A 15,438-nucleotide genomic window follows, 5' to 3' on the forward strand; every position below is an offset into this window, starting at 1 on the left:
ACGACAAAAAAGGCCTTGTTGTACTCACAACAAGGCCTTTTACAGGTTATATACAAACTTTTAGCGTCTAAGCTTACGAATAACCTCAAGCTGAGCCAGCGCACGTGACAATTCAGCAATTGCTTCTGCGTAGGTGACATCGGCACCTGAATCGGCAATAGCTTCTTCTGCACGTTTTTTCGCAGCTTCTGCGGCTTGTTCGTCCAGTTCGTCACCACGTACTGCTACGTCAGCTAGTACAATGACGTGACCCGGTTGAACTTCTAAAACACCGCCAGCGACATACATAAGCTCTTCATCACCTGCTTCACTGACATAACGCACCATACCTGGCTTAATTTTTGTCAGTAGAGGTGCGTGACCCGGGTAAATACCCAGCTCACCTTCGCTACCAGAAACCTGAACCGTTTGTACAGCGCCGGAGAAAAGCTTTTCTTCAGCGCTAACAACGTCCAGAGTTAATGTCTGTGTGGCCATTTAAACCTCCAGATTGGTTACAGGTTTTTGGCTTTCTCAACCGCTTCTTCGATGGTACCTACCATGTAGAAAGCTTGTTCTGGCAGATCATCGTATTCGCCTTCAAGAATACCTTTAAAGCCAGCAATCGTGTCTTTCAGCGATACATACTTACCAGGAGCTCCGGTAAATACTTCGGCTACGAAGAACGGCTGTGACAAGAAACGCTGAATTTTACGAGCGCGGGCAACAGTACGCTTGTCTTCTTCTGACAATTCGTCCATACCCAAGATAGCAATGATGTCTTTCAGCTCTTTATAACGCTGAAGCACTTCCTGAACACCCATTGCCGTGTTGTAGTGCTCGTCACCGATAACCTGAGGGTCCAACTGACGTGACGTTGAATCCAACGGGTCAACCGCAGGGTAGATACCCAATGACGCAATGTCACGGTTCAATACAACAGTCGCATCCAAGTGAGCGAAGGTTGTTGCAGGAGATGGATCCGTTAAGTCATCCGCAGGTACGTAAACGGCCTGAACAGACGTGATTGAACCCGTCTTAGTTGAGGTGATACGTTCCTGAAGAACACCCATTTCTTCAGCAAGTGTAGGCTGATAACCAACCGCTGAAGGCATACGGCCTAATAGTGCTGATACCTCGGTACCTGCCAGTGTATAACGGTAGATGTTATCGACGAAGAATAGTACGTCGCGACCTTCGTCACGGAATTTCTCTGCGATAGTCAAACCAGTCAGAGCAACACGTAAACGGTTACCCGGTGGCTCGTTCATCTGACCATAAACCAGTGATACTTTATCCAGAACGTTTGAATCGTTCATCTCGTGATAGAAGTCGTTACCTTCACGAGTACGCTCACCAACACCTGCGAATACTGAGTAGCCGCTGTGCTCGATAGCGATGTTACGGATAAGCTCCATCATGTTAACGGTTTTACCAACACCAGCACCACCGAACAGACCGACTTTACCACCCTTAGCGAATGGGCAAATCAGGTCGATAACTTTGATACCAGTTTCTAACAGTTCGTTAGTGTTTGACTGGTCTTCATAAGTTGGCGCTGCGCGGTGAATAGACATACGCTCTTCTTCACCGATAGGACCCGCTTCATCGATTGGGTTACCCAATACGTCCATAATACGGCCCAGAGTTTTCTTACCTACTGGAACCATGATTGGCTCACCGGTGTTCTCAGCGGTGATACCACGACGCAAACCGTCAGTTGTACCCATTGCGATGGCACGTACAATTCCGCCGCCCAGCTGTTGCTGAACTTCCAGAATCAGACCTTCTAAACCACCGTCGGTCACTTTCAGTGCGTCGTATACTTTTGGTACAGCGTCTTGTGGAAATTCTAAATCCACAACGGCGCCGATAATTTGTACGACCTTACCTTGACTCATGACGTTTCCTCTAACTCTTCAATTCTTTTTACCGTTGCCGCGTTATACCGCTTCGGCGCCGGATACGATTTCCGAAATTTCTTGCGTAATTGCTGCCTGACGCGCCTTGTTGTACTGCAATTGCAGCTGATCGATAAGATCTTCGGCGTTGTCGGTTGCGGCTTTCATCGCAATCATCCGTGCGGCTTGCTCGCTTGCAAAGTTATCTACGACGCCTTGGTACACCTGCATTTCTACAAAGCGGCGAATAAGCGTATCTAAGATACTTTCAGGATTCGGTTCATACAGGTAGTCCCAGCTGCCTGTTTGTACATCATCTTCCGAACCTGTTTGCGGCAATGGCAACAATTGATGAATGGTCGGCTCTTGGGTCATCGTATTCACAAACTTGTTGAATACAACGTACAAGCGATCGATTTTGCCTTCTTCGTAGGCATCCAACATGACTTGGATAGAACCGGTAATTTCTTTCAGCTCAGGTTTTTCACCCATGCCTGATACTTGCGCCTGCAATTTACCAAAGCGCTTAAAGAATCCAGTTCCTTTACTGCCTATTGCAGCAAAATCGGCTTCTACACCTTGCTCTTTCCACTCATTTGCGTGCTTAACGACTTTTTTGAACTCATTTCCGTTCAAGCCGCCACACAAACCACGGTCGGTAGAAATCACAATATAACCCACGCGTTTTACCTGGCGTTCTTCCATAAATGGATGACGATATTCCAGATTACCGCGTGCCACATGACCAATCACCTTGCGAATGGTTTCAGCGTATGGGCGACTTGCTTCCATACGTTCCTGCGCCTTTTTCATCTTAGACGCAGCCACCATTTCCATAGCGCTGGTGATCTTCTGAGTATTACCGATACTCGAGATCTGAGTTTTTATCTCTTTACCGCTGGCCATGACGATTCTCCTGTTAACTCAACGACAAATGGCCGCGAATAGGGCGGCCACGTTCGATTACCACGATTGCGTTTGCTTGAATTTCTCAAGCGCCGCTTTCAACTGGGCGTCGATGTCGTCGTTATAGTTGCCAGTTTTATCAATCTCAGCCATTAGGTCGGCGTATTCACTCGCCATGAAAGATTGCAGAGACTCTTCAAAATCCATGATTTTGTCGACAGCAACGTCTTTCAGGAAGCCTTTTTCAACGGCGTAAATTGATACAGCCATTTGAGCAACGCTCATTGGCTTGTACTGTTTCTGTTTCATCAGTTCGGTAACACGTTGACCGTGCTCCAACTGCTCGCGAGTAGACTCATCAAGGTCAGATGCGAACTGAGCGAAAGCCGCCAATTCACGGTACTGAGCAAGAGCAAGACGGATACCGCCGCCCAGTTTCTTGATGATTTTGGTCTGTGCTGAACCACCTACACGAGAAACTGAAACACCCGCGTTAACTGCAGGACGAATACCTGAGTTAAATAAGTCAGTTTCTAAGAAAATCTGACCATCGGTGATTGAGATTACGTTAGTTGGTACGAACGCAGAAACGTCACCCGCTTGGGTTTCAATGATAGGTAACGCAGTCAATGAACCGGTTTGACCTTTCACTTTACCATCGGTGTGTTTTTCAACGTAGTCGGCGTTTACACGCGCAGCACGCTCAAGCAAACGAGAGTGAAGATAGAAAACATCACCCGGGAATGCTTCACGACCTGGTGGACGACGCAGCAACAATGAAATCTGACGATAAGCAACAGCTTGCTTAGACAGATCATCGTATACGATAAGAGCGTCTTCGCCGCGATCACGGAAGAACTCACCCATTGTACAACCTGAGTAGGCTGCCAAGTATTGCAGTGCTGCTGATTCAGAAGCAGAAGCCGCAACTACAATGGTGTTTTCCATTGCGCCGTGCTCTTCCAACTTACGAACAACTGCAGAAATAGTGGAGTTTTTCTGACCGATAGCAACGTAAACACACTTAATACCAGAATTTTTCTGGTTAATGATAGCGTCAACGGCTAATGCAGTTTTACCGGTTTGGCGGTCACCGATGATAAGCTCACGCTGACCACGACCAACTGGAATCATCGAGTCAATTGATTTGTAACCAGTTTGCACTGGCTGATCAACAGATTGACGTTCGATAACACCCGGTGCGATTTTCTCAACCGGCTCATAGCCGTCTGCTTCGATAGGGCCTTTACCATCGATAGGCTGGCCTAGCGTGTTAACCACACGACCTAGCAGTTTATCGCCAACCGGAACTTCCAGGATACGACCGGTAGATTTTACTTTGGTGCCTTCTTGCAAATCTGCATACGGGCCCATAACAACCGCACCAACCGAATCACGTTCAAGGTTCAATGCGATAGCGTAACGATTACCAGGTAGCTCAATCATTTCACCTTGCAGACAGTCTGCAAGTCCGTGAACACGAATAATACCGTCTTGAACAGACATGATGGTACCTTCGTTGCGAGCTTCGCTGGTGACTTCGAACTTCTCAATTCGCTGTTTGATCAGTTCTGCGATTTCATTTGAATTCAATTGCATGCTCAAGTCCCCAATTAGGATTGCAGTGCGGTGGCAAGTCTATCGAGCTTGCCACGCAAGGTGCCATCGATAACGGTGTCACCTGCTTCAATTACCAGTCCACCAATGATGGACTTATCAACACTGCAGTTCAGCTTAATTTTGCGTTGCAGACGTTTTTCCAGTGCTTTGCTTAACTCTGTTTGCTGCGCTTTGAGCAAACGAGTGGCTGATTTGACATCGACAGTGACTTCTTTGTCATATTCTGCACGAAACGCCTGATAAAGCTCACTAACCGCCGGAAGTGCCGGTAAACGTTCGTTTTCCGCCATAACCTTCAGGAAGTTTTTAACGTTTTCGTCGATTTCATCGCCGCAAACACCTAAAAATACTTCCGTTGTTTTCCCAACAGTCGCAGAGCTGCTCAAGAAAGACGCGATAATGTCATCTTGTGCTACCGAGGCAGCAAAAGAGAGCATTTCGTCCCATTTATCAAGCGCTCCTTGTTCCAAAGCAAAATCAAAAGCTGCTTTAGCGTAGGGGCGAGCGACCGTAGTCAATTCTGACATAAGCTCTAAACCCCTTTATTAAAGTTCAGCGACCAGTTTTTCAACAATGTCACTGTGAGCGTCTTTATCAATTTCACGCTCGATGATTTTCTGAGCCCCAGTTACTGCAAGAACAGCAACTTGCTTACGCAGCTCTTCGCGAGCGCGATTACGCTCAGCAGTCACTTCTTCGTGACCAGACGCAACGATTTTTTCACGTTCTTCGTGACCACGTTGAGTTTCTTCCTCAACGATTTTAGCGCCACGCTTTTTCGCCTGTTCAACGATTTCAGCTGCCTGCTGTTTCGCTTCTTTTAGCTGCTCAGCAATTTCTTCCTGGGCTTTTTCTAAATCTTTTTGAGCGCGTTCGCCCGCATTTAGACCGTCAGCAATTTTCTTCTGACGCTCTTCGATAGCATTGATGATCGGTGGCCACACGAATTTCATGCAGAACCACACGAACACTATGAACGCGATCGTTTGTCCAATTAGAGTTGCGTTGATATCCACAACGGACCTCCTTTATCTGGTGACCGTCGAATCGCGCTTAGCCTAACTGAGTTAAGAACGGGTTTGCGAAAGTGAATAGCAATGCAACCGCAACACCGATCATCGCGATAGCATCGATAAGACCCGCTACGATGAACATTTTAACTTGCAGCTGAGGCGCTAGTTCAGGTTGACGAGCAGCAGCTTCCAGGAATTTACCACCCAGCATACCGAAGCCAAGTGCTGTACCTAGTGCAGCAAGACCGATCATGATTGATACAGCGATAGCAGTAAAAGCAACTACAGTTTCCATTGATTTCTCCAGTTTTTCAGTAGATTAAAGTTAAAAAGTAAAACAAAAACTTTTTGGTTAAAACGTATTAAAACTTAGTGTTCAGATGATGCCATGCTTAAGTAAACAATGGTCAGCATCATGAAAATAAACGCTTGCAATGTAATGACCAGAATGTGGAATACCGCCCAGGCAAAGTGCGCTGGTAGCTGCCAAAAACCAATCATTGCAATAAGAATGAAGATTAACTCACCCGCATAAAGGTTACCGAACAAACGTAGCGCCAGTGACGCTGGTTTTGCCAATAACGTGATACTTTCCAGTACAAAGTTTACCGGGATTAACGCCCAGTGGTTAAATGGTGTGAACGTCATTTCTTTGGCAAAGCCTTTCACACCTTTGTACTTAATTGAGTAGATAATGATTAGCGCAAAGACGCTTAAACTCAGGGCAAAAGTTGTGTTCAAGTCTGTGGTTGGTACCACTTTCATGTACACATCGTGCGGATCGTCCACAAAGCCTAACCAATAACCGCCATACATGGCTGCTGTTGGTAACCAGTCGACCGGAATTAAATCCATCAGGTTCATCAGGAATATCCAGACGAAGATGGTTAAGGCCAAAGGCGCAATCAATTTATCTTTACCGTGAAAGGATTCTTTGACGCTGTTGTCGACAAACTCGACAATCATTTCGACAAAGCATTGCCACTTACCAGGTACCCCCGCAGAGGATTTTTTCGCTACTCTGCGGAAACTCCACAGAAACAGCACACCCAGTAACACAGACCAGAAGATAGTATCGACATTAACCGCCCAGAAACCGTCACCCACCGTCCAGTTTTGAAGGTGGTGCTGGATATACTGAGTCGGAGTTTGCTCTCCACTTATCATGTTGTTTCCCAGTTACGTTGATTTTAAATACAAAATTGGTGCAATCCACTGCATGATGACGGTTAAAACAAAGCCCACTAGTAACCACACAGGATTAAAATTTGTTACCAGCAACGCTAATACGAGTAGCACTGCCGTTAAAATTAACTTTACGCCTTCACCCACAAAAAAACTCTGGACGACTTTTTTATTCGCTCTTGCCCCTGCATGGCGAAACGCAATGGCTGCAAATAGAGCGTTGGGTATTACTGCTGACAATCCGCCAGATAAAACACCAAGACCCGACTGTAAGCTAAAATTTGTTATCGTGACTAATGATGCAACCAGCAACACCACAAATTGTGTTGCAACGATTTTTCCTGCCAGTTGTTTGCCTACCGCATTTAATGCCTGTGTCACGATGAAAACCTTTTAACTGGCGGCTCTTGTTGCACAGCTTTTAAACAGCTGTAATGAAACTGGCGCTAGTATAAAGATCTACCCCGAAATTGCAAACAAATTTGGCTGTAGGCGTTGTTTTCTATGCCATTTAACAAAAGTTCTACACGTTTCAGTAAGATGCGGATTTTTACTTGATGTGAGTCAGTATTCCGTCCAATTCATCAAGACTTGTATAGTTGATAACCAGTTTACCTTTACCTTTTCGACCATGATTGATTTGCACTTTCGCCCCAAGTGTTTCTGACAACTTGGTTTCTAAATGTTCAATATTCGCGTCGGGCTCTGGTTTTTCAGGTTGTTTGGGTGGGTCGATAGTACGGCGGACTAATTTCTCAGCGTCACGCACAGTCATATCTTTCGCTACTATTTGCTGCGCAACATCAGCTTGCTGCTCACCTTGCAAAGCAAGCAATAACTTAGCATGACCAAGTTCAATGTCACCGCGCTCTAAAAGCACTTTAACGCCATCTTCAAGGTTATTGAGACGCAATAAATTAGTCACAGTAGTACGGGACTTACCAACCGCCTGTGCGACATCTTGATGCGTCATCTGGAACTCATCGAGCAGTCGCTGTAATGCGGTTGCTTCTTCCATAGCGTTTAAATCTTCACGCTGAATGTTTTCAATTAGTGCAATAGCAACGGCGGCTTCATCGGGTACCTCTTTCACTAAGCAAGGCACCATATCAAGCTTCGCCAGTTGCGCGGCACGCCAGCGTCGTTCGCCAGCAATAATTTCATATTCGTCTTTAGCGGTCGGGCGCACCACAATAGGCTGAATAATGCCTTGCGCTTTAACCGACGCCGCTAGGTCTTCCAGCGCTTCCGGTGACATGTCTTTACGAGGTTGATAACGGCCCGGTTTCAGCTGCTCAATAGGCAGCTTTTGAAGTTCGCCTTTTGCTTCTTCAGAAACTTGTTCTGATGATTGACGCTCAGAGTTTTGCTGGTTACTCGTTAAAAGCGCATCTAAACCGCGACCCAGTCCTCGTTTTTTTGCCGACATGCTGAATAAATTCCCTTGTTAAGATTCTTCTACAACGCTGTTATTTTTTGTTTCTGCTCGTCGAATAAGCTCACCGGCCAATGACAAGTAGGCTTTAGAACCCGTGGACGACTTATCGTAATACATTGCTGGTGCACCAAAAGATGGCGCCTCGGCCAAACGCACATTACGGGGGATAACCGTGCGATACACTTTGTCACCGAAGTGATTTTTTAACTGTTCTGACACATCATTTGCCAGGCGGTTACGAGGGTCATACATAGTTCGTAGTATGCCTTCAATTTCTAGCCCCGGGTTCACAACATCAGCAAGTTGACGGATGGTTTCCATCAATGCTGTTAGGCCTTCCAATGCATAATATTCGCACTGCATAGGAACTAAAATAGAGTCAGCTGCGGCCATACCATTCACGGTCAACATGTTCAGCGAAGGCGGGCAGTCGATAAAAATAAAGTCGTAACTATCATCTACGGACTTCAATGCATTTCGTAAACGCAGTTCACGAGCAAAGACTTCCATTAACTTTATTTCAGCAGCAGTAGCGTCTGCGTTAGCGGCAATAAGATGGTATTTACCGTTAGTGTCGGTGATGGCAACGTCTTTGACCGGCTTTTCTTCTATCAGCAGTTCGTAAATGGTGTTTTCAACGTCGTACTTATCGACGCCGCTGCCCATTGTGGCATTACCCTGTGGATCTAAATCAATAAGCAGCACTTTACGGCGAGTCGCAGCCATGGAAGCCGCTAAATTCACCGCTGTTGTTGTTTTCCCAACGCCACCTTTTTGGTTTGCAATAGCAATGGTTGTAGCCACGGGTTTGGTAACCTCTTGTTGTTGTCGTCGACTCGACGCTCGGTTTTACGACCGTTTGCTTATAATGACGATATGTCGGCTCGCGTCAATGCCCGGAACGTTAATTTGCTGAATATCATCGACTTCGAAACCCTCAGTCAACTCGTCCAACTCATCTTGAGGGTATAAGCCTTTCAATGCATAAAATTTACCGTTCTTTTTCGGTAAATGCTGACACCAACTCAGCATATCATTAAGCGAGGCAAAGGCTCTACTGATAACGCCATCAAACTGAGTTTCGTCCTGATATTCTTCTACGCGGGCCTGAACAGCCGTGACATTATCAAGTTTGAGTTCATGGCAAACCTGGCGAATAAAACGAATTCGCTTGCCCAAACTGTCCAGTAATACAAATTCTTTGTCTGGCTCCGCTATAGCCAGCGGCAGTCCCGGTAAACCCGGACCGGTTCCTACATCGATAAAGCGCCGTCCGTGCAAATATGGGCGTACTGTCACACTGTCCATAACATGCCGCGTTAGCATATCGTTCGGATTACGGACACTGGTTAAATTGTACGCTTTATTCCACTTGTCTAATAAACCAACAAGCGCGACTAGTTGTTGAACTTGTTGGTCTGTCAGGGTTATGTCAGCTTGCTGTAAATACTGCTTTAACTGCTCTTCCACACTCAATCCTTAAGCACTTTTGCGCAATAACCCTTGTTTTTTAAGATGCACCAATAACATGGAAATTGCGGCCGGCGTTATACCTGATATACGAGCTGCTTTACCCACGGTTTCCGGCTGATGATCATTCAGTTTCGCAATGACTTCGTTCGATAAGCCTTTAATTTTAGCGTAATCGAACGGCGAGGGCAGCAGCGTATTTTCATGTCTTTGTTGTTTCGCAATTTCATCCTGCTGACGAGAAATATAACCGGCGTACTTAATTTGAATTTCTACCTGTTCAGCAGCTGCAGGATCAGTTACTCCCGGGGCGAAAAATTCTGTTTTAGCCAAATCTTTGTAATGAATTTCCGGGCGACGTAACAGTTCTTCACCGTTAACTTCTTTGGTAACCGGACTTTTCACTAACGCATTAATTTGCTCGACCGCTGGATGATCTTTATGAACCCAAGTCGCTTTTAAACGTTGTTTTTCCTGCTCAACCGCTTCCATTTTTTCATTGAATGCTGCCCAGCGTTCGTCATCAACTAAGCCCAGGTTTCGACCAATTTCTGTTAAACGAATATCGGCATTATCTTCACGGAGCAACAAACGATATTCCGCTCGAGACGTAAACATGCGATACGGCTCTTGGGTTCCCAGAGTCGATAAATCGTCGATCAATACGCCCATGTAGGCTTGATCACGACGTGGCGACCAGGACTCTTTCCCTTGTGCTTGTAATGCTGCATTCAGACCAGCGATAAGGCCTTGCGCTCCGGCTTCTTCATAGCCTGTTGTCCCATTAATTTGTCCGGCAAAGAACAAACCATTAATGACTTTGGTTTCCAACGATTGTTTCAGATCTCTTGGATCAAAATAATCATACTCAATGGCGTAACCCGGACGCGTAATATGCGCGTTCTCGAAACCTTTAATTGAGCGTACTAATTGTTGCTGTACGTCAAATGGTAAGCTGGTTGAGATACCATTGGGGTACACTTCAAAAGTATCCAGCCCTTCAGGTTCAACAAAAATCTGATGCGACCCCTTATCAGCAAATCGCATAATTTTGTCTTCTATTGATGGACAATACCGTGGTCCTACGCCTTCAATAACGCCTGAGTACATGGGCGAGCGATCCAAGCCTGAACGAATAATATCGTGCGTATTTTCGTTGGTATGAGTGATGTAGCACGGGATTTGCTCAGGATGATCAGCCTGCGACCCCATGTAAGAAAATACTGGCGTCGGGTTATCACCCGGTTGTTCCTGCATCACTGAGAAATCAATGCTATGGCTGGCAATACGCGGGGGTGTACCGGTTTTGAGTCGCTCAACACGAAGTGGCAAAGAACGTAATCGTTTTGCCAGTGCATTGGCAGGAGGATCACCTGCACGACCACCTTGGTAATTATCCAAACCAATATGAATTTGACCGCCCAGGAAGGTTCCTACCGTTAATACAACGGTTTTAGCCGTGAATTTAAGCCCCATTTGGGTAACGACACCGGTGACTTGATCGTTTTCTACGATCAAATCATCACAGCCTTGCTGGAATATCGACAGGTTAGGCTGTGTTTCTAATGCATAGCGTATGGCTTGTTTATAAAGCTGTCTGTCGGCTTGGGCACGTGTTGCACGTACTGCCGGGCCTTTTGACGAATTCAGAGTTCTGAACTGAATGCCTGCTTTGTCGGCGGCTTTAGCCATAACACCGCCTAAAGCATCAATCTCTTTAACTAAATGACCTTTCCCTATGCCACCAATAGCGGGGTTACAAGACATTTGTCCTAAAGTATCAATATTGTGCGTAAGCAATAGGGTATTAACACCTGAACGTGCGGCAGCAAGCGCGGCTTCCGTTCCGGCGTGTCCTCCACCGACAACAATAACATCAAAGTGTTGTTGGCTCTGTTGTGACATTTAAATGACCTTTCGTTAAAGAAGAGAAAAATAGCCGAGTATTTTAACGTGCTTTGACTCAGATCGAAACGGTTAAATTTCGTTCACTGGTTTTGATCTAAAAAAAGATCAATAAAGGATCTTATTTAGATCTTTTATTACTATTACTACTAGTCAGCGGTTTTCTGTGAATAGATCGCTGAATGCTTTTATATTCAACGCGTTCAGAGCGATCAAAAAGTGTAGATAACTGGATAATAACCCCGATCATAGATCGTGGATAACTAGGGTAGTTATACACAGATCTAATTGTCCCCACAGTTATACCCACCTAGTGGACAGTGCTTAACTCATCTTATACTTATCTTAATCACAGCTGTACAAGTCTGTGTAAAAGCCTGTGGGTATGATCACAGAGCCTTTAACGCATCCGTCATTGAAGGGATCCACTGTGCCGCTTTTTGTTCTGGATCGTCTTGCAGCATATCTATTTCTAATCGCTCTAACATTCGGGTACCACCAAGTTCCTGTAAACGTTCGTCACAGTGACGACCTGCCTGGCAAAAGGTGTCATAAGAAGACTCACCAATAGCAATAACTGCGTAATTAAGATCGCTTAAATCCGGTGTTTGTGGAGCAGTAATTTCGTCGTAAAAGTCGAGCATAGAGTCGGCATAATCGCCAGCACCATGACTGGATAACAGCACTAACCAAGGCTCTGAGGTTGGTAGGGCTTCCAGTTCAGGTTCGTAATGAAGTTCTGTTTCAAAGCCCTGTTCAATCAGCTCATCACTTATTGTGTCGGCTAAAAATTCAGTATTTCCAGAGGTTGTGCCAACTAATAGATGTAAAACAGCCATATTTCGCGTTACCTTTGCTATATTAGAAAAATACGAATCATACAGGAGAACAATTATGGTAAAAGCTTTCGTTAATGTATTAGTACTTATGAGTGCGGTTTTAGTTTCAATGAATGCTCATGCTGGTATTGAGTCACCTAAACAAGTCTCTGATAACCTTTGGGTTATGGGTACGCCGTCAGACGCGCAATTGTCTGAGTTCGCTAACAATGGTGGTGAGGTGGTTATTAATTTGCTGTCTCAAAAAGAAATGACGGACAGTAATGAAGCCGCTGTTGTCACAAAAAATGGCATGGCGTATTACCATGTTCCGGTCAACGGCGCTGGTGGAGTGACGTTGGAAAATGCTCGTATGGTCGATCGTATATTACTGAAAAACAGCGATAAGAATGTATTGGTTCATTGTGCATCAAGCAACCGGGTCGGGGCATTAATGGCATTACGAGCGGGTTGGTTAGACGGTATGTCTGTCGATGAAGCAATTGCTGTAGGTAAAGAGCATGGTATGACATCGTTAGAAGCGAAAGTAAAAGGTATGTTGTCTCAGTAAATAGTTAAAGAAGGTAAAAAAGCCAGTTCAAAAACGTGAAAACGCTCTGAACTGGCTTTGTATTTTATAAATGTTCTTTGAGTAACTCAGGCTGACGTTCCGGCGTGAATATCTCAATCCAGTAGCCGTCCGGGTCTTTAATGAAGGCAATGCCTTTCATATTACCGTCGTTTGGACGCTTCTGAAATTCCACACCCATTTCTTCAAAACGCTCACAGGCGGCGTCAATATCAGGTACCGCAAAGCCAATATGGCCAAACCCTTTTGGTTCTTCATTACCGCTGTGGTACGAAACAGAATCGTCGTTTTCGTCGCCCCAGTTGTGAGTCAGTTCTAACATGGCCGGTCGACCAAAGGTTTGCTCAATGCGCTTATCGTGGTCTGTTGACCAGTCACTGCGTTCCTCCGGCGACATAGACGCCATAAAATACAGCGTGAACTTCATTTCCGGAAAGTCGAGGCGTTTCACTAATGTCATGCCCAGTACATCGCTGTAGAATTTTAACGTGCGTTCTGGGTCTTTAATGCGAAACATAGTTTGGTTGAACACAAAATCATGTGTCGCCGGGTCATGGTTTTCAGATAAACCTTTTGCTTCATCGAAATGTCTGCTCATAATGGAATCCTTCTGGGTCTCATATGCCTCTCTTGGTACACTGTTATCTGAGGTTGATTACCAAAGAGTTCAAGTCATGTCGTGGTACGTTTATATTCTTAAATGCTCTGACAATACTTACTACACCGGCGTCACAAAGGATCTAAAACGACGTGTTGAGGAACATAACGGTGACGATAAAAAAGCAGCGAAATACACGAAAAGCCGTCGACCGGTTCGCTTGTTTTGGTCCGAGCCACATGAGTCGCGGTCATCTGCCTGCCAGCGGGAAGCTGCAATAAAACGGATGAAACGAACTGAAAAAGTCGAGTTAGCCAGTGGCGTTTAGACGGCTTTGTCCTTCCAATAATTGTTTGATAATAGGGGCTTTGTCTTTCATCGCGAGTTTGTCAGCCAATTGAGTGAGCTTAAATATACGATGGTAAAAGCGCGCTTTGCGGCGTTTGTATTGGCTTAATGTAAGTGATGTCGTGTTGAGCGCAGCTATTTCCTTTTCCAGTAAATCAAACAGTTGGTTATAGCGTTTCTTCAAACTGGTTGGATAAATTACCCGGTAGGCGAGCATGGCGAGTAAGGGGGCTGCTATGACTGCCAGTGCAACGCTAATCGACTGGCTTAAGTTAAACATATAAGGCACAGCAGGTTGCATCAGCAGCAGAAAGACCAGGTTGAAGTCCATACTGCCATTGGCGGTTTTTTGATGAGACATGGGAAAACCACCGATAAGAATAATCGGCATAATAGCAATGAGCATCCACAAAACTGAGTCACTAAATTGCCAGACACTGGCTTGCATCATTACAGCCGTTAATGCCCCGACGCTTTGCCCAAAAAATACGTATCTCATGGTCAGGGCAGGGTTATCAGCGGTTGAAAACAGCGTCAACATGACCGATGCACCAAGCATTAAATAAGCCATTTGAAACCAATGGGTGTACCACCATAACGCCCCAATTATAGCCAGTATTATGCAGGTTCTAATGGCAGAGTGACGAGCGCCACGCCAGTCTCTGTGCAGCAATGTCGTTGAAAGTAACGTTGAATTAGCGGTTTTGCCCGTATCTTTGAACGATAAGCGCTCTTCGGTTGCATCGATAAACTCTTTAAAACGACGTTTTACTGCGTCATTTTGCATTGCCTTATAGGCATTATTTAACGAACTTAAAATATCCTTTCGGTGTACAGACGCTTTTATTTTATTTGAAGCTTCAAGTAAGTGGGTACTTACTTCGTTATTTTCTTCAAAGCCCTGTATTTGTAATTCGGTGATAAAACCAAGTTGGGTGTTGATAACCTGGCGAATGGTTTTTGCTGACTCGTGAGCGCTAACTGAACCGGTACCGTGGTCTAACAGTTGTGACTCTAAGTTAGCCAGTTCTGACAGTTTTTTATCCAGTTGAATGGCGGTATTTTTGGGGTCTGAGAAGGCTTGAGCAAGCTCATATAGGTTAGCGGCCGTGTGCCGACGTAACTCATTAATGATGGTTTGTTCAGCACGTTTGTAAGTGAATAGAAAACCAATGATTAACGAGCAAATAATTCCAACGAAAACGGTCAGCAGGCGGTCAATACCCAGCGGAATAAGGGCATTCGGGCTTTGGGTAAGAAGCACCACCATAGAGGCCGAGTAGCCCGCCAAAATAGTGCCGTAGGAGATAAGCCCATGCAGGAGGTTACCCGTGTAAACACACAGCGTTACCCACAATGTCAGCCCTGTAACTAACCAAAGAATGTCACCGCCAGAGGTAACTACCAGAACCATACCAAATAAGGTTCCGAGCAGAGTCCCTAATGCCCGGTATGCGGCTTTTTCTATAAGAAGACCACGGGTAGGTTGCGATACTGCCCAAACAGTCATAGCGGACCACTGAGGATGCTCTAAGCCCATAGCCCAGGCAATAATAAGAGATAAGCAGGCAGCAACGCCGGTTCGAAAGCCAAACCGCAGGCGAACATAGTCAAACCCCCATTGCGCTAAGCTGTCTTTCAAAAAAGAGTCCTTATTTGTCGGTTTGT

General features: G+C 45.5%; 18 protein-coding genes. 2 read left to right on the forward strand and 16 right to left on the reverse strand.

Annotated features, from left to right (window positions below; all coding sequences use genetic code 11):
* Positions 1–60: 60 nt before the first annotated feature.
* The 14 genes from B3850_RS02995 to B3850_RS03060 form a co-directional block, all read right to left on the reverse strand.
* Positions 61–477 (reverse strand): F0F1 ATP synthase subunit epsilon, encoded by a 417-nt coding sequence (locus tag B3850_RS02995; protein ID WP_053954494.1) that lies wholly within the window; start codon positions 475–477, stop codon positions 61–63.
* 17 nt (positions 478–494) lie between these two features.
* Positions 495–1,880, reverse strand: a complete 1,386-nt coding sequence (gene atpD, locus B3850_RS03000; protein WP_058576458.1) for a F0F1 ATP synthase subunit beta — start codon at positions 1,878–1,880, stop codon at positions 495–497.
* A 42-nt stretch (positions 1,881–1,922) separates the two neighbouring features.
* Positions 1,923–2,786, reverse strand: coding sequence for a F0F1 ATP synthase subunit gamma (atpG, locus tag B3850_RS03005; RefSeq protein WP_053954492.1), 864 nt, complete (start codon positions 2,784–2,786; stop codon positions 1,923–1,925).
* Between the two features lie 57 nt (positions 2,787–2,843).
* Positions 2,844–4,385, reverse strand: a complete 1,542-nt coding sequence (atpA, locus tag B3850_RS03010; protein WP_053954491.1) for a F0F1 ATP synthase subunit alpha — start codon at positions 4,383–4,385, stop codon at positions 2,844–2,846.
* 14 nt (positions 4,386–4,399) lie between these two features.
* Positions 4,400–4,933 carry a F0F1 ATP synthase subunit delta gene (gene atpH, locus B3850_RS03015; protein WP_053954490.1) on the reverse strand — a complete coding sequence of 178 codons (534 nt, stop codon included), beginning with the start codon at positions 4,931–4,933 and terminating at the stop codon, positions 4,400–4,402.
* 18 nt (positions 4,934–4,951) lie between these two features.
* Entirely contained in the window at positions 4,952–5,422 is a 471-nt protein-coding gene (atpF, locus tag B3850_RS03020; protein WP_053954489.1) for a F0F1 ATP synthase subunit B, read from the reverse strand.
* Positions 5,423–5,459: 37 nt separating this feature from the next.
* Positions 5,460–5,714, reverse strand: a complete 255-nt coding sequence (gene atpE / locus B3850_RS03025; RefSeq protein ID WP_053954488.1) for a F0F1 ATP synthase subunit C — start codon at positions 5,712–5,714, stop codon at positions 5,460–5,462.
* 74 nt (positions 5,715–5,788) lie between these two features.
* Complete coding sequence (atpB, locus tag B3850_RS03030) at positions 5,789–6,586, reverse strand: F0F1 ATP synthase subunit A (protein ID WP_053954487.1); 798 nt, start codon at positions 6,584–6,586, stop codon at positions 5,789–5,791.
* A 12-nt stretch (positions 6,587–6,598) separates the two neighbouring features.
* Positions 6,599–6,985: an ATP synthase subunit I gene (locus B3850_RS03035; protein ID WP_286875449.1), complete on the reverse strand. Its 387-nt coding sequence runs from the start codon at positions 6,983–6,985 to the stop codon at positions 6,599–6,601.
* Between the two features lie 169 nt (positions 6,986–7,154).
* Positions 7,155–8,033, reverse strand: coding sequence for a ParB/RepB/Spo0J family partition protein (locus tag B3850_RS03040; RefSeq protein ID WP_053954485.1), 879 nt, complete (start codon positions 8,031–8,033; stop codon positions 7,155–7,157).
* Between the two features lie 18 nt (positions 8,034–8,051).
* Positions 8,052–8,846: a ParA family protein gene (locus tag B3850_RS03045; RefSeq protein WP_053954484.1), complete on the reverse strand. Its 795-nt coding sequence runs from the start codon at positions 8,844–8,846 to the stop codon at positions 8,052–8,054.
* A gap of 45 nt (positions 8,847–8,891) precedes the next feature.
* Entirely contained in the window at positions 8,892–9,512 is a 621-nt protein-coding gene (rsmG, locus tag B3850_RS03050; protein ID WP_286875445.1) for a 16S rRNA (guanine(527)-N(7))-methyltransferase RsmG, read from the reverse strand.
* Between the two features lie 9 nt (positions 9,513–9,521).
* A complete protein-coding gene (mnmG, locus tag B3850_RS03055) occupies positions 9,522–11,417 on the reverse strand; it encodes a tRNA uridine-5-carboxymethylaminomethyl(34) synthesis enzyme MnmG (protein ID WP_286875443.1) in 1,896 nt (631 codons plus the stop codon).
* Positions 11,418–11,806: 389 nt separating this feature from the next.
* On the reverse strand, positions 11,807–12,256 hold the full coding sequence (locus B3850_RS03060; RefSeq protein WP_126752085.1) for a flavodoxin domain-containing protein: 450 nt from the start codon (positions 12,254–12,256) through the stop codon (positions 11,807–11,809).
* A 55-nt stretch (positions 12,257–12,311) separates the two neighbouring features.
* On the opposite strand from B3850_RS03060, the gene B3850_RS03065 reads away from it, so the two are divergent.
* Entirely contained in the window at positions 12,312–12,806 is a 495-nt protein-coding gene (locus B3850_RS03065; protein WP_286875440.1) for a beta-lactamase hydrolase domain-containing protein, read from the forward strand.
* A gap of 64 nt (positions 12,807–12,870) precedes the next feature.
* On the opposite strand, the gene gloA is transcribed toward B3850_RS03065, so the two are convergent.
* Positions 12,871–13,422 (reverse strand): lactoylglutathione lyase, encoded by a 552-nt coding sequence (gloA, locus tag B3850_RS03070; RefSeq protein ID WP_058576464.1) that lies wholly within the window; start codon positions 13,420–13,422, stop codon positions 12,871–12,873.
* A gap of 76 nt (positions 13,423–13,498) precedes the next feature.
* Between gloA and B3850_RS03075 the strand changes: the two genes are divergently transcribed.
* Positions 13,499–13,750, forward strand: a complete 252-nt coding sequence (locus tag B3850_RS03075) for a GIY-YIG nuclease family protein (RefSeq protein ID WP_286875438.1) — start codon at positions 13,499–13,501, stop codon at positions 13,748–13,750.
* Here B3850_RS03075 and B3850_RS03080 read toward each other — a convergent pair.
* Entirely contained in the window at positions 13,733–15,412 is a 1,680-nt protein-coding gene (locus B3850_RS03080) for an FUSC family protein (RefSeq protein ID WP_286911373.1), read from the reverse strand. The genes B3850_RS03075 and B3850_RS03080 overlap by 18 nt on opposite strands.
* Positions 15,413–15,438 lie beyond the last annotated feature (26 nt).

This window comes from Idiomarina sp. UBA4520 (assembly GCF_002388365.1).
Lineage (GTDB): Bacteria > Pseudomonadota > Gammaproteobacteria > Enterobacterales > Alteromonadaceae > Idiomarina > Idiomarina zobellii.

Coding starts and splice junctions, on each gene's coding strand:
- B3850_RS02995 (WP_053954494.1), bottom strand. CDS start 477: ATGGCCACACAGACATTAACTCTGGACGTTGTTAGCGCTGAAGAAAAG.
- atpD (WP_058576458.1), bottom strand. CDS start 1,880: ATGAGTCAAGGTAAGGTCGTACAAATTATCGGCGCCGTTGTGGATTTA.
- atpG (WP_053954492.1), bottom strand. CDS start 2,786: ATGGCCAGCGGTAAAGAGATAAAAACTCAGATCTCGAGTATCGGTAAT.
- atpA (WP_053954491.1), bottom strand. CDS start 4,385: ATGCAATTGAATTCAAATGAAATCGCAGAACTGATCAAACAGCGAATT.
- atpH (WP_053954490.1), bottom strand. CDS start 4,933: ATGTCAGAATTGACTACGGTCGCTCGCCCCTACGCTAAAGCAGCTTTT.
- atpE (WP_053954488.1), bottom strand. CDS start 5,714: ATGGAAACTGTAGTTGCTTTTACTGCTATCGCTGTATCAATCATGATC.
- atpB (WP_053954487.1), bottom strand. CDS start 6,586: ATGATAAGTGGAGAGCAAACTCCGACTCAGTATATCCAGCACCACCTT.
- B3850_RS03040 (WP_053954485.1), bottom strand. CDS start 8,033: ATGTCGGCAAAAAAACGAGGACTGGGTCGCGGTTTAGATGCGCTTTTA.
- mnmG (WP_286875443.1), bottom strand. CDS start 11,417: ATGTCACAACAGAGCCAACAACACTTTGATGTTATTGTTGTCGGTGGA.
- B3850_RS03060 (WP_126752085.1), bottom strand. CDS start 12,256: ATGGCTGTTTTACATCTATTAGTTGGCACAACCTCTGGAAATACTGAA.
- B3850_RS03065 (WP_286875440.1), top strand. CDS start 12,312: ATGGTAAAAGCTTTCGTTAATGTATTAGTACTTATGAGTGCGGTTTTA.
- gloA (WP_058576464.1), bottom strand. CDS start 13,422: ATGAGCAGACATTTCGATGAAGCAAAAGGTTTATCTGAAAACCATGAC.
- B3850_RS03075 (WP_286875438.1), top strand. CDS start 13,499: ATGTCGTGGTACGTTTATATTCTTAAATGCTCTGACAATACTTACTAC.